This is a genomic window from Photobacterium sanguinicancri (assembly GCF_024346675.1).
GTDB classification, from domain to species: Bacteria; Pseudomonadota; Gammaproteobacteria; order Enterobacterales; family Vibrionaceae; genus Photobacterium; species Photobacterium sanguinicancri.
In genome coordinates this window covers 2,265,653-2,284,542 of the sequence record NZ_AP024850.1, presented here as the reverse complement: position 1 = coordinate 2,284,542, position 18,890 = coordinate 2,265,653, and the positions used below count along the sequence as shown (strand labels likewise).

At 43.2% G+C, this 18,890-nt stretch carries 14 protein-coding genes and 1 tRNA gene; 9 read left to right on the top strand and 6 right to left on the bottom strand.

Annotated features, from left to right (window positions below; all coding sequences use genetic code 11):
* Positions 1–166: 166 nt before the first annotated feature.
* A complete protein-coding gene (locus OCU87_RS10810) occupies positions 167–1,588 on the bottom strand; it encodes an aminotransferase-like domain-containing protein (protein ID WP_261857107.1) in 1,422 nt (473 codons plus the stop codon).
* Between the two features lie 119 nt (positions 1,589–1,707).
* Between OCU87_RS10810 and OCU87_RS10805 the strand changes: the two genes are divergently transcribed.
* On the top strand, positions 1,708–2,604 hold the full coding sequence (locus tag OCU87_RS10805) for a DMT family transporter (RefSeq protein WP_261857106.1): 897 nt from the start codon (positions 1,708–1,710) through the stop codon (positions 2,602–2,604).
* A 108-nt stretch (positions 2,605–2,712) separates the two neighbouring features.
* On the opposite strand, the gene OCU87_RS10800 is transcribed toward OCU87_RS10805, so the two are convergent.
* From OCU87_RS10800 to OCU87_RS10790, 3 genes are read right to left on the bottom strand one after another with little or no spacing between them, the layout of a single operon-like run.
* On the bottom strand, positions 2,713–3,555 hold the full coding sequence (locus OCU87_RS10800; RefSeq protein WP_261857105.1) for an energy-coupling factor transporter transmembrane component T family protein: 843 nt from the start codon (positions 3,553–3,555) through the stop codon (positions 2,713–2,715).
* Positions 3,555–5,249 carry an ABC transporter ATP-binding protein gene (locus tag OCU87_RS10795; RefSeq protein ID WP_261857104.1) on the bottom strand — a complete coding sequence of 565 codons (1,695 nt, stop codon included), beginning with the start codon at positions 5,247–5,249 and terminating at the stop codon, positions 3,555–3,557. The genes OCU87_RS10800 and OCU87_RS10795 overlap by 1 nt, the downstream gene beginning before the upstream one ends.
* 2 nt (positions 5,250–5,251) lie before the next feature.
* Complete coding sequence (locus OCU87_RS10790; protein ID WP_094958337.1) at positions 5,252–5,803, bottom strand: ECF-type riboflavin transporter substrate-binding protein; 552 nt, start codon at positions 5,801–5,803, stop codon at positions 5,252–5,254.
* Positions 5,804–6,632: 829 nt separating this feature from the next.
* On the opposite strand from OCU87_RS10790, the gene uvrY reads away from it, so the two are divergent.
* The 8 genes from uvrY (at position 6,633) to OCU87_RS10750 (ending at position 16,977) form a co-directional block, all read left to right on the top strand.
* Positions 6,633–7,277, top strand: a complete 645-nt coding sequence (uvrY, locus tag OCU87_RS10785) for a UvrY/SirA/GacA family response regulator transcription factor (protein WP_094957693.1) — start codon at positions 6,633–6,635, stop codon at positions 7,275–7,277.
* Between the two features lie 47 nt (positions 7,278–7,324).
* A complete protein-coding gene (uvrC, locus tag OCU87_RS10780; protein ID WP_261858371.1) occupies positions 7,325–9,127 on the top strand; it encodes an excinuclease ABC subunit UvrC in 1,803 nt (600 codons plus the stop codon).
* Positions 9,128–9,169: 42 nt separating this feature from the next.
* A complete protein-coding gene (gene pgsA, locus OCU87_RS10775; RefSeq protein ID WP_062690891.1) occupies positions 9,170–9,727 on the top strand; it encodes a CDP-diacylglycerol--glycerol-3-phosphate 3-phosphatidyltransferase in 558 nt (185 codons plus the stop codon).
* A gap of 640 nt (positions 9,728–10,367) precedes the next feature.
* Positions 10,368–13,265: a pyridoxal phosphate-dependent class III aminotransferase gene (locus OCU87_RS10770; RefSeq protein WP_261857103.1), complete on the top strand. Its 2,898-nt coding sequence runs from the start codon at positions 10,368–10,370 to the stop codon at positions 13,263–13,265.
* A 69-nt stretch (positions 13,266–13,334) separates the two neighbouring features.
* Positions 13,335–14,579 (top strand): carboxynorspermidine synthase, encoded by a 1,245-nt coding sequence (locus tag OCU87_RS10765; RefSeq protein ID WP_062690893.1) that lies wholly within the window; start codon positions 13,335–13,337, stop codon positions 14,577–14,579.
* 451 nt (positions 14,580–15,030) lie between these two features.
* A complete protein-coding gene (gene nspC, locus OCU87_RS10760) occupies positions 15,031–16,173 on the top strand; it encodes a carboxynorspermidine decarboxylase (protein ID WP_261857102.1) in 1,143 nt (380 codons plus the stop codon).
* A gap of 110 nt (positions 16,174–16,283) precedes the next feature.
* The gene (locus tag OCU87_RS10755) at positions 16,284–16,715 is read left to right on the top strand and encodes a hypothetical protein (protein ID WP_261857101.1); all 432 of its coding nucleotides are present in this window, start codon (positions 16,284–16,286) and stop codon (positions 16,713–16,715) included.
* 188 nt (positions 16,716–16,903) lie between these two features.
* Positions 16,904–16,977 (top strand) — tRNA-Cys (locus OCU87_RS10750).
* A gap of 117 nt (positions 16,978–17,094) precedes the next feature.
* Here the strand turns inward: OCU87_RS10750 and cobA are convergent.
* Both cobA and nirC read right to left on the bottom strand, forming a co-directional pair.
* Positions 17,095–17,937, bottom strand: a complete 843-nt coding sequence (gene cobA, locus OCU87_RS10745; protein WP_261857100.1) for a uroporphyrinogen-III C-methyltransferase — start codon at positions 17,935–17,937, stop codon at positions 17,095–17,097.
* A gap of 92 nt (positions 17,938–18,029) precedes the next feature.
* On the bottom strand, positions 18,030–18,848 hold the full coding sequence (nirC, locus tag OCU87_RS10740) for a nitrite transporter NirC (protein WP_261857099.1): 819 nt from the start codon (positions 18,846–18,848) through the stop codon (positions 18,030–18,032).
* Between the last annotated feature and the right edge of the window lie 42 nt (positions 18,849–18,890).

Sequence of the window (18,890 nt, the reverse complement as noted above, 5' to 3'; positions counted from 1 at the left end):
GTGCCTCGTTTTGATGGTTGCCATTATATTTATTTCTCAGATGTTGATAATCCGATTAAATGATAAATTACTTTTACTGTGTGGTAATAATAGGGGCGGGAAGTACTTACTTAAATTTGAGTATTTGATATTGAAACAGAGAGATTTTGATGAATATATAAAAATATCAGATAGATATGATATGGCTGGCAATTATCTCAGCGAGTTGAATTATACCTTGCTGCCAATGGTCATTTTGTTCGAATGTCGCGAAGCTTAGTCGAATACAGTGGTTGTACTGTCCTTGGGTACCAAACATGCTACCGGGTAAGATACTGATCCCCATGGCTAAAGCTTGTTGGTAAATAGCAAAAGTATCTGTATTAGTCGGTAATGTGAGCCAGCACAAGAAGCTGCCTTCGGGCTGAGACAAATGGAATTGACCAACTAATGCAGGGTGCTGGTTTAAAGCATCGACAAAGAGGGTAGTGAAGTTGCGTTGATTACGACGATAAGTTCGTCGAATCATCCCTAAATGCTGGCGATATCTTCCTGAACCTAAAAACTCGCCTACTGCCGATTGCATCAAATTTAGGCTACCCATGTTGTCACACAGTAAACGTTGCTCAATCGCTTCTTGATACTTGCCTGCCAGTACCCAACCAATACGTAACCGTGAATCGAGCGTTTTTGATAGCGAGCTGCAGTAGATAACACGATCTTGCTGATCTAAGCTTTTCAGCGTAGACGGTTGCTGCTGATAGGCCAAGCCACCGAATACGTCGTCTTCAATAATAGGGATGTTCTTTGTCACACTTAAAAATTGACGGCGTGCGACATCAGGCATGACATAGCCTGTTGGGTTGTTATAGGAAGGGTTAATTACAATGGCTTTGATTGGCCAGTTATTGATTGCGTGCTCTGTAGCGGCAAGATCAATCCCTGTTGTCGGGTTTGCTGGTACTTCAATCGCTTTCAGTTTTAACGATTCGATGATCAGCAAAGTGCCAAAATAACAAGGTGAGTCAACGAGCACCACGTCACCTGGCTGAGTTATCGCTTGTAAACTTAAGCTGATTGCCTGCTGCGCCCCATGAGTAATTAGAATTTTATTCGGCGTAGTAAAAATCCCAAGATCTTGATTAATATGAACCAATTGCTTAATGAGCGTTTCGTTTCCTGGCGGAATTTGGTAATGGCTGGGAATATGGGTTTGATAACGGCTATGGCGACCTATTTCTGCATATAAAGAACGAATTGCGGGGAAATCCGTATTAGGGTGCGCGGATCCTGCATGGACTAAATCAGGGCTAAGTGGCTGACTAAGAATAACTTTACTCAAGCCAATGAGATCAACTTCAGAGGGGGGAAGTTGAGGCTCTTTTGGTGATGCATTGAGTTTGCTAACCCGAAACCCAGATCGTGAATGGGGCGTAATATCGCCTGCCGCTTCTAACTGTTCGTAGCCACGGATGATCGTATTTTTACTGACTTTAAGTTGTTGGCTTAGCGCGCGAATGGAGGGCAACTTTTCATCAGGTAAATAACACTGACTACTAATTTGCTCACGAATAAATTGAACAACGTGTTGGTATTTCTTACCTGTCATTATTTATACCTTCCCCAATAAGCACATCACTGTACCCTAAAAATAAGCCAGAACTGTCACTTTCATGATTTTCTGTACCTGCATAATCTATAGCAAATGGAATAAAAAAGGTAGGTCACATGAGATTGACACAAATCGCCCCATATCTATTTGTGGTGTTATGGAGTTCGGGGTTTATTGGCGCGCGCTTTGGCTTACCTTATGCGGAACCTGCGACTTTTTTGATGCTACGTATGATGGCCAATGTACTGGTGTTCGGTGTACTTGTAGTGGCGTTGAAAGCCCATTTACCAAAAGGGAAAATGCGTTGGCATTCGTTTGCTGTTGGTGTGTTGATCCATGGCTTTTATCTGGGGGGAACCTACAAGGCTATTTCGCTAGGTATGCCAGCAGGACTATGCGCACTGTTAGTGGGTATTCAGCCAATCTTAACGGCTGTCATTATGGTGGTCATGAGTAATGAAAAACTGCGATCTTCACAGTGGTTTGGATTAATGGTGGGGTTTGTTGGTATCAGTTTAGTATTGCAAGGCAATATGGAATGGCAGCAAGAAGGCGCTAAAGCAATGGCGTTTGGTTTTACCATGCTGGCTTTATTGGGGATCACGTTAGGGACCTTATATCAAAAACGTTTTTGTCAGGGTGTTGATTTAATTGGCGGGACTTTCTACCAATATATCGCGACAGGCTTGTTGCTGGCGGTGGTGGCAACATCCACGGAAACCATGGTGGTTGAGTGGAACTCGCAGTTTATTCTGACCTTGGTATGGCTGGTATTAGTGCTTTCGCTGGTGGCTATATTATTACTGCTCTACATGGTGAAACACGGCGAATCATCGAAAGTTGCCTCGGTATTTTATTTAGTGCCGCCAATGACAGCACTTCAAGCATGGTTAGCGTTTGGCGAACAGTTTGATGTGTTTGGTGCCGTCGGTTTTGCACTCGCCGCACTGGCGGTGTACTTGATGATAAGGCCAGCTAAAAAGCAGCCAATGATTATTGAACAGCGAGCGTAAAGCGTCCATTGATGATGTGATAGAGCGCTAGCGTGGTGGCAATTGCGCTTCGTAGATAAACAAAAAGCCGCTATTTGATAGCGGCTTTTTATCGTCATGGTGCTGAACTTACGAGAACGGGTACCAGAATAAGCTTTCAGATTGGTAGCGATTCATTAAGCCAATAGCCAATACAAGGGCAACTGTCGCTAATACTGCGTAGTCTCTCGTTTGCAACGGTTTTAGGCTATACCAAGAACGTTTGGTGTTGCGACCAAAACCACGTAGTGTCATGGCGTTAGCAATCACATCCGCGCGATCTAGGCTTGAAAATATCAATGGTCCTAAGATTTTAGCAACATTGCGAATACGCTTAAATACTGGTACGCCTTTAGATATATCCACACCACGGGCCTGCTGTGCATGCATGATATTAATGAAGTCTTTGGTCACTTCAGGTAAATAACGCAGGGTTAAGCTCACAGCATAAGCAATACGGTATGGTACGCCAAGTTTGTTCAGGCTTGCTGAAAATTCGGTCGGGTGCGTGGTGAAGACAAACACCAAGGCAATCGGGAACATGCTGAAATATTTCAGTGTTACTGTTGCTAAATAAAACAAGGTTTCTGCCGTAATACTGTAGCTGCCGGGTAGGGCGAGTAAAACAGTTTGAGTACCCATATATTCCATGCCTTGTTGCGGGGCAATCAGGAACATAAAGAGGGCGTTCATCATTAAAACGACAGTGGTGCCCACAAGTAAGGGTTTGTAAACCTGAAATGGAACACGAGACAGCTTTAATAGCCACAAACCTAAACCGATTAAGCCAAGGATGACGCGGATATCAAAAGTAATCAGCACCATGGTTACCCAGCCCATAAAGAGCAGGAACTTAGTAATACCGTTTAAGCTGTGCAGCATTGAACCCGTATTAACGTAGCTAATGCCAAATTTAATTTTATTGGTTTTCATTATTTTGTTTGCGCCTCGTGCTCGATAAAGCAACGAATGAAATCATCTAAACGGCTGATACCGAGTGCTTTGCCTAACGTGTATAAGCTCGTTACGTTAAGATTGGCTTGCTCAAGTAAAGCGGGTTGACTGAATATTTCGTTTACTGCTTGATCAGCAAGGCGCTTGCTATCTGCAATAACAATGGCGCGCTGGGTGTATTCCAGTACAAGGTGCATGTCGTGAGAGATGATCAAAATGGTGATACCCAGTTTTTCATTTAACTCACGGATGAAGGTCATCATCGCTGTATAGTGATGGTAATCCTGACCTGCTGTTGGTTCATCCAAAATTAATAGCTCTGGTTCAAGCACTAAAATTGTCGCAATCGTTACGCGTTTTTTCTGACCATAACTAAGCGCTTCAATCGGCCAGTGACGTAAACGGTACAAACCGCATAGTTTAAGCACATCGTGCACACGACGCTCTACTTCTACTTCAGCCATGCCGCGGTTGCGTAAACCTGATGCAATTTCATCAAAAATCATATGATGAGAAATCATATGATTCGGGTTTTGCAATACAATGCCAATTTTCTGAGCACGTTCAAAAATAGACAGGGTAGATAGGTCTTCACCGTTGAAAGACATAGAGCCAGAATCTGGTTCAAGTACGCCCATAATTAAACGTGTGATGGTAGATTTACCCGACCCGTTTTTACCTAGGATAGAAACAAATTCACCTTTATTTAAAGTAAAGCTTACATCTTCCAGTGTCTGACGCTCGCCATCATAGGAATAGCTAAGGTTTTCCACTTCTAGCAGAGGGGCTGTGGCTTCTGTCGCAACTGGTGCGGTTTGTTTTGCAAACCATTCGTTTACACGTGGGGCAAATTTATCAAGCATAAGAGTTGAGAAATAAGCGGGTTTATCCGCTTCTGTGATTTCACAACCTGCGGCTTTTAATGCTGAGATATAGAGAGGCTCACGGATACCGTGCTGTTGTAACAGCGGACTGGCAATCAGTGCGTCAGGTGTCATGTCAGCGACGATTTCACCACGGTTCATCAGAATAATACGATCAACATGACGGTGAAGAACGTCTTCCAAGCGGTGCTCGATGATAACGACTGTTTTACCTGTATCACGGTGTAGCTGATCAATAATCTCAATGGCTTGCTTACCCGTTTGAGGGTCAAGGCTAGCTAGTGGTTCATCGAATAGTAGAATATCGACATCATCAACCATTACGCCTGCAAGCGATACTCGCTGTTTTTGGCCGCCACTTAAGTCGAATGGTGACAGTTCCAGCATGGTATCGAGATCAAGCATCTTAGCCGTGTTCTCAACAATGCGGTGCATCTCTGCTTGTTCAACCATTTGGTTTTCGAGAGCGAACGCAATATCTTCACCAATACTTAAACCAACAAATTGACCATCGGTGTCTTGCAATACAGTACCGACCATATTGGTGCAATGGTGCAAATCTAGTTTGGCGATGTCTTGTTCATTTAGCGTAAGATTACCCGTCGTTTCCCCTTTAATAGAGTGGGGGATTAAACCATTCAGGCAATGACCTAATGTTGATTTGCCGCTTCCGCTTGGGCCAATGATGACAACCTTTTCACCTTTCTTAATAGTCAGGTTAATATTTTTTAAGGTCGGCTGTTCTAACGCCCAGTACTTGAACGAGAAATCAGAAAACTGGATGGTCATGCTTAATCAGCCTCTTTAAGGTTGTAGCTTTGCTGCTTACGTTTAGCGACAGCAGTAAGAATAAAGTGGCCAACAATGGCAATCAGTAAAGTGTTACCTGCGGCAATAATAGAAAGCTGTGCCATTACCTTAACGAAAGGTTCAGCATAGAGAACAGAATCGAGATAAGCCGAGCAGCCATAACCAACGACGTTACCTAAGAATGCGAGGAAGACAAAAAGGGTAAAATCCAGTTTATTGAATTTACCTTTATCTAAACGGTCTTTGGTGATTTTTGGATATAGGCCGATAAGTAAGCCAACAATACCTGAACCCAAAACCCAAGTTAGCCATACACCCCAACCCGCAAATAGGTCGGTTACCCAGTGACCGATGAATCCAACAAGAAAACCTACTAGCGGACCAAAAAGAACCCCGAATAAAGCAAGCACAGCCATAGCTGGTTTCAACGTGGTGTTGGCAAAAACTGGGATACCAAACATAGGGAGTCCGCCAATGCCATAAAGGGCAGCACCAATGGCGATAAGCACCACTGTCTTAGCAGAAAGCGTCATGATAGAACCTTTATTTATCTTTATTTTTTCTATCCGCTGTCATGGTTGCTAAAACAAGCAGCGTTCTGCTGTTTTATCTCAAGCATTCACTCAAGTAATCAAGAAAGATTACTTAGTATTCAATTATCCGTAATTAACCAAGAGCGGTAATAAAATCAATGCACCAAAGGCATTAAGGGCGGCAATCATACAGCAAGAAAAGCATGAAAGGAACGCTCTACTTCTAGACGTCTAGATATTAGACAGGAGAAGTAATTTCTGAGCGTATATTTGAAATGTTAATATGCTTTTTTATATGTGTGTTGATGCGCTATTGCTCACTGTTATAAAGATGAAAAGTAGGCAAGATACGCTATGCTTGTAAAGCAAGTTAGGCATTGAAATGAAAGATATTGGATATTTATTACCAATAAGTCTATCACTCTGAAAGTAAAGAACTTATTTACAAGGTTTCAATCTTAGTGGCAAAGCGCAATATAGCTCGTTAGATCGCTAAAAGTACTAACACTTATTGCCACTTTGGGGTATTAACAAAGTTCGCAACTAAAGATAAAATAGAGTGTATATTTTGTAACCATCTAAATTTGCTCTCTTTTCTACTTTATTTTTTGGAAGAGTTAGTAAATACTGCTGTTTACAGATATTTAATTTGAAGCCTGTAATAAATGCCCTTCTGGTAAGACTTGTCAAGCCTGAACTTGATTCGAATTTTTGCGCTAAGGCACAGAATGCGAATGTGTTCGGATGTCAAGTTGGGGTAAAATTAGGTATTATTAAGCAATCCCGTCAATTCTGACTGGGTGCAGAGCCAAATCATTGGAGATACAGCTTGATTAATGTATTCCTTGTAGATGATCACGAACTGGTTCGCACAGGGATCCGACGTCTTCTTGAAGATGTCCGTGGTATTAAAGTGGTAGGGGAAGCCGACAGTGGTGAGGATGCCGTAAAATGGTGCCGTAGTGAACATGCGGATATCATTCTTATGGATATGAATATGCCAGGTATCGGTGGTCTTGAAGCTACCCGTAAGATTCTTCGCTTCAACCCTGATGTAAAGATTATCGTATTAACTATTCATACGGAAAACCCATTTCCGACTAAGGTTATGCAAGCTGGTGGGTCAGGTTACCTGACTAAAGGCGCAGGCCCTGACGAAATGATCAATGCTATCCGTATGGTGCATAGTGGACAGCGCTATATTTCACCTGAAATTGCGCAGCAAATGGCACTTAGCCAATTTGCTTCAGATGCTGAAAACCCGTTTAAAGATCTTTCTGAGCGTGAGTTACAGATCATGATGATGATCACTAAAGGCCAGAAAGTTACCGACATTTCAGAGCAACTGAGCCTAAGTCCTAAAACGGTTAATAGCTACCGCTACCGTTTGTTCAACAAGCTTGATATAAGTGGTGATGTGGAGTTAACCCACCTTGCAATTCGCCACGGGATGCTAGACACAGAGACTTTGTAGTGTCAGAACATCACGAAGAAATAGCTTTTGATTCAAAAAGCTTTTTGATGACAGTCACTCACCAGCCTGGCGTGTACCGGATGTACGATGCCACTGGTGAGGTGATCTATGTCGGTAAAGCTAAAGACCTCAAAAAACGCCTTTCGAGTTATTTTCGCGCTAATGTTGCAGGCGAAAAAACGCGGGCGCTTGTCAAAAACATCAATAAAGTTGATGTCACTGTTACGCATACAGAAACTGAAGCTCTGATCCTCGAACACAACTACATTAAATTGTATTTACCTAAATACAACGTATTGCTGCGCGATGATAAATCCTATCCTTATATCTTTTTAAGCCACCATAAGCACCCTCGCTTAAGTATTCATCGTGGTACAAAAAAGCGTAAAGGGGAGTATTTTGGGCCATATCCGAACCCAGGTGCTGTGCGAGAAAGCCTGCATTTGATGCAAAAGCTATTTCCTGTGCGCCAATGTGAAGATTCAGTTTATGCGAATCGTAGCCGTCCTTGCTTGATGTATCAGATTGGTCGTTGTTTAGGTCCTTGTGTTAAAGGCCTAGTTAGCAACGAAGAATATAACGATCAACTAGGCTATGTGCGTTTATTTTTGCAAGGCAAAGATCGCCAAGTCATTAGTTCGCTAGTCGATAAAATGGAACAAGCGAGCGTAGCGCTGGAGTTTGAAAAGGCCGCAACCTATCGCGATCAAATTCAAGCATTGCGTCGTGTGCAAGAGCAGCAATTTGTCAGCCATGACAACGAAGATGACATTGACGTTATTGGTATTGCACATGAACGCGGCATGGCATGTATTCATGCACTGTATATTCGCCAAGGCAAAATCCTTGGTAGCCGCAGCTATTTCCCTAAAGTGCCATCTGACGCGGATTTACCTGAAGTCTTATCCAGCTTCTTGACTCAGTTTTATCTTAATCAAGCGGAAGGTCGAGTGATCCCAACTGTGATTGTGTTAGGGGAGTCGCTAGGGGACGAGCAAACCGTTATTTCAGATGCGTTAAGCCAAGTCGCTGGGCGGAAAATCACCCTGAAAACCAACCCGCGTGGTAGTCGTGGTCAGTATCTAAAATTAGCGCAAACGAATGCCAATACAGCATTAATTAGTAAGTTGAATCATAAAATGACGATTCAACAGCGTTTTTCTGCCCTGTCAGAAGCCCTCAAATTAGACGTAATCAATCGAATGGAATGTTTTGATATCAGCCATACTATGGGTGAAAAAACCGTTGCCTCGTGCGTTGTGTTTAATAAAGATGGTCCGTTAAAGCCTGAGTATCGCCGTTTTAACATTACAGGCATTACCGGTGGGGATGATTACGCAGCCATGGCACAAGCGTTAGAGCGCCGTTATGGTAAACAAATGGATCCTGATAAGATCCCAGATATTATTTTTATTGATGGGGGTAGAGGTCAGCTTTCAAGAGCGTATGATGTAGTGAGTACATATATGCAAGATTGGCCAAAGCGTTCATTACTTGTTGGTGTGGCGAAAGGCACAACACGTAAACCCGGGCTGGAAACCCTACTTTTAGTAACGGGTGAAGAATTTTCAATGCCAAGTGATTCACCAGCATTGCATCTTATTCAGCACATACGTGATGAAAGCCATAATCACGCTATTAGTGGGCACCGCGCACAACGTGCCAAGGTACGTAACCGCAGTGCATTAGAAGATGTTGAAGGGATTGGCCCTAAACGTCGACAAGCATTACTTAAATACATGGGTGGACTTCAAGAACTAAAACGAGCCAGTAAAGAAGACATCGCCAAGGTTCCAGGGATCAGTAACTCTTTGGCAGAAAAGATATTTGACGCATTGCAACATAGCTAGCTTTGCGGCACTCTATTAAAATCACTTATAAGAATAATCGTTATGCGTTTAACAATTCCGAATATTTTGAGCTTCATCCGCTTGTTTCTTATCCCCGTCTTCGTTATTACATTCTATCTGCCTTATGAATGGTCGCCTTTTGCGACGGCATTTGTGTTCTGGATAGCGGGTGTGACTGATTGGTTTGATGGTTATCTAGCTCGTAAACTCAATCAAACAACACGTTTTGGTGCCTTTATTGATCCTGTTGCCGATAAGTTGATGGTAGCGACAGCGTTAGTACTGGTTGTTGAAGACTATCATAGCCTATGGATCACCATTCCAGCGGTAACAATGATTGGGCGTGAAATTATAATTTCCGCCTTACGTGAATGGATGGCAGAACTCGGTAAACGTTCTAACGTTGCCGTGTCTTGGGTTGGTAAAGTGAAGACAGCAACGCAAATGTTTGCACTCTTCATATTGCTTTGGCATCCGACTGAGTGGGCGGTGTGGATTGGTTATGTATCACTCTATATTGCGTTGGTTTTAACCTACTGGTCGATGTACCTGTACTTAAAAGCAGCAAAAGATGATTTACTTCATGCCGACAATATGTAAATAAACATATCAAAAAAAGGCGACTTAGGTCGCCTTTTTGCTATCTGGAATATGGATAGCTCCTATCTGCTTGGTTTTTAATCAATAAAAATATGTACAGTATTTTTAGATTATGTTCAAAATGAAATATACGGTGGAAACGCACTGTCGTCTGTGTTACTTTCCTGCCCAATCTCAGTAGACCATGTTTATTGAGGCACATGCGTTATGGCAGATCTTACTGATATTGCTATAGCGTGCCGTAGGTACTGATGCGAAGACTTCGCAGCAGTAGAAGGGCATTAATAGTGCAAGCCTGTACAAATAAATCAGGCGCATATTGAAGGAACCCAACAGTGCATATTGTATTTTTCAAAAACCAATCCAGCTTTGTCTTACCCAACTGCAGTATTATTACTGAGCCTTGAACATCCGATCTTAAAATTTATAGCCAGTCTCTGGCGCACTATGCATTTCATCAGCTTTTAGCTGCTGAATAGTGATGTGTTATCCGTAAAACTCCAAAGTGTCTATGGTTACCCTTGGTATGTTAACAATAGCTATGCAATTACGCATAACCTTGTTATCGAATACTAACAGCTATAGTTCCTACAATGCGTTTACGGATTAAACACAGCAAATTTTTTGATATGGAATAATCATGAATAACGTGTTTGATTTAGATAATCTTAAACATGCGTCTAATGTGCCTGTCGTGCACGATTTGTACGACTTGACCCCTGATGAATTACTACTGAGTCAGGAGCATTATGAATCGGAAGTTCGCTCATACCCTCGTCGCTTACCACTAGCAATAGCAAAAGCGGCAGGTGTACTGGTAGAAGATACACGTGGTCAACTGTTTGTTGATTGCCTTGCAGGGGCAGGTACGCTTGTCTTGGGTTATAACCACCCTGAAATTAACCAAGCCATTATCGATCAGCTGAATGCGGGTTTACCGTATCAAACGCTTGATATGACGACACCAGCAAAAGATAAATTCATCAGAGAAGTGATGGATTTCCTTCCAGAATCCTTTGCTGAAAATGCATGTATCCAATTCTGTGGTCCGTCTGGGGCAGATGCTGTTGAAGCGGCCATTAAGTTAGCGAAGCAAACGACAGGCCGAAATACGATGGCGGCATTCCATGGTGCTTACCATGGGATGACAAACGGTACGATGGCGATGATGGGTAACCTTGGCACGAAAGAACGTCGCCAAGGCTTGATGTCTGATGTGCACTTTTTACCATTTCCCTATACCTTACGTTGCCCATTTGGCTTACAAGGCGACGAAAGCGCAAAACAAAGTATCCGCTACATTGAACGCATGCTCAGCGACGATGAAAGTGGTGTTCAAAAACCAGCGGCAATTATTGTTGAACCCGTCCAAGGGGAAGGTGGGGTTATTCCTGCGCCTGCATTCTGGCTACGCGAATTACGCCGAATTACCCAAGAACAGGGTATTTTATTAATTTTCGATGAAATTCAGTGCGGTATTGGTAAAACAGGCCATAACTTTGCATTTGAAGAGGCGGGCATTAACCCTGATATTCTTTGTTTATCGAAAGCGGTTGGTGGCGGCTTGCCAATGTCGATTTTGATTTTCAATAAATCTATCGATACATGGCGCCCAGGTGAACACACGGGGACTTTCCGTGGTAATCAGCTAGCAATGGCCACGGGTGCAAAAGCACTGGAAATTATCCGTCGCGATAACTTAGTCGAACATGCCCAAACTGCAGGCCAGTATTTCCGTGAAGGACTAGAGCGCATCGCTCAGTACACGAACTGTATTGCCGAAGTGCGTGGTAAAGGTTTAATGCTGGGTGCTGAAATCGTAAAAACCGATGGTAGCAAAAACAAATTTGGTGAACCAGAAGCCGATCCAGAACTTGCTTCGCAAATTCAGCGTGCTGCGCTAGAGCGCGGTTTGATCATTGAAAAAGGTGGTCGTCAAGGTTCTGTTTTACGTTTCCTTCCGCCTTTAATCATCACTCTTGAACAAATTGATTTTGCACTTGATGCACTAAGCAAGGCCATTATTGCAACAGCAGGCCCTGCTAAGGTGGTTGAGTCGCTTGCGGTTAGCGAGCAGAGCCATTGGCGCGATCACTTTATTCATACTGGAAAATCTGGTGCAGATTTGTTTGAAGCTGCACTGAATCAAACCACTCAAGTACTGAAAAAAGTATTTGAAGAGTGTGATGCGCCGTATTCAGGCCTAGAACCTCAAGCCCTCAAGTCGATGATTAATAATATCGACTTGGATAATCAGCAGTTGCCGCTTGATCTTGTAATAGAGCAAACGGGCGAGCTGATTGCCAAAAACTCGATCATTGTTCAGCATCCTCACTGTATCGCACACTTGCATACCCCACCATTATTACCCGCTGTTGCGGCTGAAGCGTTTATTGCTGCCTTGAACCAATCAATGGATTCATGGGATCAAGCAAGTTCAGCCACTTTTGTAGAACAAAAAGTGGTTGATTGGTTGTGTGGTGTTTACAAATTGGGTGAACAAGCTGACGGTATTTTCACCTCTGGCGGTACGCAAAGTAACTTGATGGGCTTGCTACTGGCTCGTGACTGGGCGGCTGATACCATTTCTGGTCACAATATCCAGAAGCAAGGCTTGCCTGAGTATGCGAGTAAGTTGCGCATTCTGTGCTCGAAGAAATCGCATTTTACGGTACAAAAATCAGCATCACTGATGGGGCTGGGTGAACATGCTGTTGAGTGTGTTGATACCAACCCAGATGGCACTATTAAGATTGCATCGCTGGTAAAAACCGTTGAAGCATTACGTAATGATGGCTTGCTGCCATTTGCGTTAGTCGGTACAGCTGGTACAACCGATCATGGCGCAATTGATGATTTAGCGGGCATGGCTGATATTGCTCAACAACATAACCTTTGGTTCCATGTTGATGGTGCTTACGGTGGGGCACTGATTCTCAGCCGTCACAAATCACGTTTGCACGGCATAGAAAAAGCGGACTCGGTGAGTGTCGATTTCCATAAGCTTTTCTATCAACCAATCAGTTGTGGTGCAGTATTACTTAAAGATAAAGAGAACTTTAAGTACTTACTTCACCATGCAGATTACTTGAACCGTGAAGATGATTTACTGCCAAATCTGGTAGATAAATCTATTGCGACAACCAAGCGTTTTGATGCGCTAAAAGTCTTAATGACCATGCAGTGTGTGGGTACGCAAGCGCTGGGCGCAATGTACGATCATTTGCTAGGTCAAACTCAACAAGTCGCAGACATGATCAATCAATCTGCAGACTTTGAACTATTTGCAGATCCTGCACTTTCAACTGTGTTATTCCGCTACGTTGGGCAAGATATTGTCGATCTCGACCAGCTGAATAAACAGCTACGCATTGATGCGTTAGTGCAAGGAAAAGCGGTATTAGGGGAAACCATCGTCGATGGCAAGGTGTCACTGAAATTGACGATTTTGAACCCATGTCTGACCTTGTCAGATTTTGAATCATTACTTAACGAAATACGCCAAGTCGCAGCTCAACTTGAGTTAGTGACAGGCTAATACACGACTTAACCGTAGTCAGTGTGTTCGCTGACTACGATTTTTACTGATTTAATAAACGGAAAAATTATGGCTATTTTACAAATTGGTGCAGGCGGCGTTGGCTGGGTTGTTGCACATAAAGCAGCACAAAACAACGAAGTGCTAGGCGATATCACTATCGCATCACGTACAGTATCTAAGTGTGAAAAAATCATTGAGTCAATCAAGGGTCGTAACAACCTGAAAGACACAACGAAAAAACTAGAAGCACGCGCAGTAGATGCTGATGACGTTGAAGCGCTGGTTGCACTGATCAACGAAGTGAAGCCTGATCTTGTGATCAATGCAGGTCCTCCATGGGTCAATATGACTATCATGGAAGCATGTTACCAAGCGAAAGTATCTTACCTAGATACATCAGTAGCGGTAGATTTATGCTCAGAAGGCCAGCAAGTACCACAAGCGTACGATTGGCAGTGGGGCTATCGTGAGAAATTCGCAGAAGCAGGTATCACAGGTATCCTAGGTGCAGGTTTTGATCCAGGCGTAGTGTCTGTATTTGCAGCATACGCAGTTAAGCACCTGTTCGATGAAATCGACACCATCGATGTTATGGATGTGAATGCAGGTGACCACGGTAAGAAGTTCGCGACTAACTTTGATCCAGAAACCAATATGCTAGAAATCCAAGGTGATTCGTTCTACTGGGAAAACGAAGAGTGGAAACAAGTACCTTGTCACACACGTATGCTAGAGTTTGATTTCCCTAACTGTGGTACGCAAAAAGTCTACTCAATGGCACACGATGAAGTGCGCTCAATGAAGGAATTCATCCCAGCAAAACGTATCGAATTCTGGATGGGCTTTGGCGATGCTTACCTAAACTACTTCAACTGCATGCGTGATATTGGCTTACTAAGCCCAGACCCACTAACACTGCATGATGGTACCGTTGTTCAGCCTTTACACGTATTAAAAGCATTACTACCAGACCCAACATCACTAGCGCCAGGTTACACAGGTTTAACCTGTATCGGTACTTGGGTACAAGGCAAAAAAGACGGCAAAGAACGCAGCGTATTCATCTACAACAATGCCGACCATGAAGTAGCGTATAAAGATGTAGAGCACCAAGCGATCTCTTACACCACAGGTGTGCCAGCGATTACTGCAGCACTTCAGTTCTTCCGTGGCGAATGGGCAGATAAAGGCGTATTCAACATGGAACAGCTAAACCCAGATCCGTTCCTAGAGACTATGCCTGAAATCGGTCTAGATTGGCACGTTCAAGAGCTACCAGTGGGTCAGCCAGACATCAAAATCTTGAAATAAGGTTTTAAACTGGTTATTTCTCTTCATTGCGTCGTTGGAAGTGCTCATTTATGCCTATAAACTCCGCGCTTCCGCCTAGCACTGAAGAGAAATGCCTGCGCTTAAAAGCCTTATTTGGTTTGGCTAAGTCGTAGAATTTGCTGATTATTGGCTAAATTAACAGGAAAGTAAGCTGGTTATCTCTTTTCATTGCGTCGTTGGAAGTGCTCATTTATGCCTATAAACTCTGCGCTTCCGCCTAGCACTGAAGAGAAATGCCTGCGCTTAAAAGCCTTATAGGTTATTAGCGTCGAAAGTTTAAACGTTGTGAATATAAAGAAGAGGGCAGAGGCTCTCTTCTATTTTATGTGTTGTTGCTAAATGCCTATTTTTCATTGGCTGTAGACAAAAAGTATCTCCCCTCGTTAGAGGGGAAACTAAGACTGAACTCGAAGAGTTGTTGGAATGAACAATGACAGTAAACAATAAAGAACAACTAAAAACCCCATACTTCATGATCAACGAAGACAAGTTGATCCAAAACCTAGAGAAAGCAAAGCAGCTAAAAGAACTATCAGGCGTAAAGCTGGTACTGGCGCTGAAATGCTTCTCGACATGGGGTGTATTCGACATCATCAAACCTTACTTAGATGGCACGACAAGCAGTGGTCCATTTGAAGTAAAGCTAGGCTACGAAACCTTTGGTGGTGAAACGCATGCTTACAGCGTGGGTTACAGCGAAGACGATGTAAAAGAAGTAGCGAATATTTGTGACAAGTTGATTTTTAACTCACAAACACAGCTAGCGGCGCACCGCCATCTTGTTGAAGGCAAAGCGTCAATGGGCTTACGCCTTAACCCAGGTGTGAGCTATGCAGGGCAAGATTTGGCGAACCCCGCGCGTCAGTTTTCTCGTCTTGGTGTTCAATCCGATCACATTGACCCGATTGTCTTTGACACGATTGATGGTGTGATGTTCCACATGAACTGTGAGAACAAAGATGCTGATGCTTTCATTGGGTTACTTGATGCTATTTCTGAACAGTTTGGTGAACACCTAAACAAACTTGATTGGGTGAGCTTAGGCGGCGGCGTGTTCTTCACATGGCCGGGCTATGCGATTGAAAAACTGGCAGCGGCACTAAAAGCCTTCTCAGAAAAACACGGTGTACAGCTATACCTTGAGCCTGGTGAAGCGATTATTACTAAAACGGCAGATCTTGTTGTGACTGTGGTTGATGTGGTTGAAAACGGCATGAAAACTGCGATTGTGGATTCAGCTACAGAAGCACATCGCTTAGATACGCTTATTTATGATGAGCCAGCTACGATTGCTGAAGCATCAGATGATGGTAAGCATGAATATGTTATCGGATCATGTTCATGCCTTGCTGGTGATCAGTTTTGTGTCACTCAGTTTGATGAACCATTAAAGATCGGCCAGCGCCTTCATATTGTCGATAGTGCAGGTTATACCATGGTGAAGCTGAATTGGTTTAATGGCCTGAAAATGCCATCCATTTATTGTGAGCGCTCAACGGGTGAAATCCAAAAGCTGAATGAATTTGGCTATGAAGACTTTAAGCGATCATTGTCACAATGGACTGTTAAATAGTACTTAACTTGAAGAAAAGTCAGCTTTTGCTGACTTTTTTGATATAGTGAATTACCCAATAAAACATCGTTGTTAATAATATGGATAATAGGAAAAAGCTTCTTGCCATAATGGCTCTCTCATCTGTTATAGGTTTAGCTGGATGTGATAGTGGTGAGGATGTGGTGGAATCAGACTCTTTATATGTTAAGTCCGATCAATATAAATCAGAGTCATTCACCATCAATACTGCTCAACAAGTGAAGCTAAAAGCGACGTTACTGGGTGGTAATGCAATCGAGGCGTATGTTGTGGATGAAAGTGGCTATCTGCTTTGGGTTGCAACCACACAAAATAACGCTTTTTCCAATGCAACGTTGAGTTACATTAAAAGCATTACTCCGTTAGAAAGTAGCCATGAAACTGGCTGGTTTAACTTAACTGCGGGTAATTATTATATCCTGTTTGAAAACACCGTGTTTGGAACCGTGAAACCAGGATTGGCTGGTGGTTCTAGCAGTGTATCTTATTCTGTACTAACTAAATCGACGAAGAAGAGCTAAATACTCGGGTTGGTTGATTTCTAGTAATGTTGAATAAAATGTCATAGCTTTGTTGGCTGAGTGCGCAATTGATTCTTAATTGATAGATTTATTATTGACTCTATCTCTGAGCAGGGTACAGTACGCCTCGTTCTCACGGAGAAACTTATATACAGATGACTAGTCATCTGTAGTCGTGAGGCAAAAATGGCGCGTTGGCAGAGTGGCTATGCAGCGGATTGCAAATCCGTGGACCTCGGTTCGACTCCGGGACGCGCCTCCAAATTTATGCCGGATCTCACTATGAGGTTTGACGGTTAAAGTCCGAAAAGCCAGCTTAATTGCTGGCTTTGTTGTATCTAATATTCCTCTTATCTCACCTTAATCAAAGATAAATTTATTAGATTATGTCGCGCTTGCCTTCTGCTACTGTGGTCATTTTGCTATAGCAACTTTGTAGGCTTTGCTTAGGCTCAAACCACGATAGTTTGTGCGCAAGCTGCGTAACGCTGCCGATAATGATGAGTGCTGGGCTTTCGGCGTGCGCCGCAATAATCTCTAATGTTTCTAATGAGCAAGGCAATACACGTTGATTGTTGCTTGTACCGCGCTCAACAATCGCTGCTGGTGTCAGTGGCGACATACCGTTTGCTTCTAATCGACGACGAATTTCCCCACTTTGGCTAAGACCCATATAGAACACTAATGTGTTATTGGATCTTGCCAAGGATGACCAATCGATTTGCTCTCTTTCTGATTTGAGGTGACCTGTCACAAATTGAACGCTTTGTGCGTGATCGCGGTGGGTGAGGGGGATCCCAGCATAAGCCGCGCAACCTGCAGCAGCAGTAATACCCGGTACAACCTCAAAAGGAATATCATAAGGAAGCAAAGCTTCAAGTTCTTCACCACCTCGACCAAAAATGAAAGGATCACCGCCTTTTAATCGAACAACGACTTGGCCTTTTAGCGCCTGTTCAACCAAAATTTGGTTAATACCATCTTGAGGTACACAGTGATTACCAGCTTGTTTCCCAACGAAAATTAGATTCGTTTTTTCGGGAATTAATCGGAGGATTTCATTTGAAACCAGTCGGTCATAAACAACGACATCAGCTTGCTGGAGCATGCGTAGTGCTTTTACTGTCAATAGGTCAGGATCACCTGGTCCAGCGCCAACCAATATTACTTTACCTATCGTTGATTGAAGATTCAGGTGGCAGACTTTATTGTCGGTTGTCATTAGGCTTACTCCACTCGGCAATTTGAAACAAAATCGATATTTAGCTAAGGCAATCAGTGGTGCAGTATTCGCTACTGCACCGTGACGTTTAATTACGCTGTTTGTGGTGCTCTTGATGCATTCGCTTTTTCAGAATTCATCACTGGGCGCTGTGCTTTAGGTGTTGTAAACCAATAGCCTAGACCCATAAATACCACGCCTGAAATTGTATTGCCGATGGTTACCCATAATAGGTTGTGACCAATCCCAGCTAATGTAAATGCCTCTTTGTGTTCGCCGAACCAAGATAATGCAAATATAGTCATATTGGCAATAGAGTGCTCATAGCCAGAGGCAATAAAAGCTAATAAACACCACCAAATGGCGATAAATTTGGCAGATCCTTCAACACGCTGGCACATCCAGATAGCTAAGCAGACAAGCCAGTTACACAAAATGCCTTTGAACAAGAGAGCAGTGGCTGAACCTGATGTTTTAGCCATAGCCACATTGTTAAGTAGGCTATTGGTATCAGGTAGTAGCTTTCCACCGCCAGCATAAAAGAACAGCAGCGCAACACCCACAGAGCCGATTAGGTTGCCAGCCCATGTTTGTGGTAACACGCGTAAGGTATCAGCAATGGTTATTTGGCCTGTTTTTACACCAAAGGTGAGGAACATAGTGTGTCCGGTGTAAAGTTCTGAGCCTGCGATGATCACTAATGTTAAGGCAATACCAAAGGTACCACCCATGACTAATGGGCGAATCGAAGGGTCGACAAGATTACCCAAAGTGAAAATAAGGATAATTCCTAGACCAACATAAGCGCCTGCCATGGCAGAACTTAGCCAGAATCCAAACTTTTCCTTATCTGCAAAATCAACGATACGTGCAGCATTGGCTGAACATTTCTTAATCGTGTCTGCGTACATGCGTGTTTTCCTTTCTTAAATTTAAATCGAAATCTTTTGGGG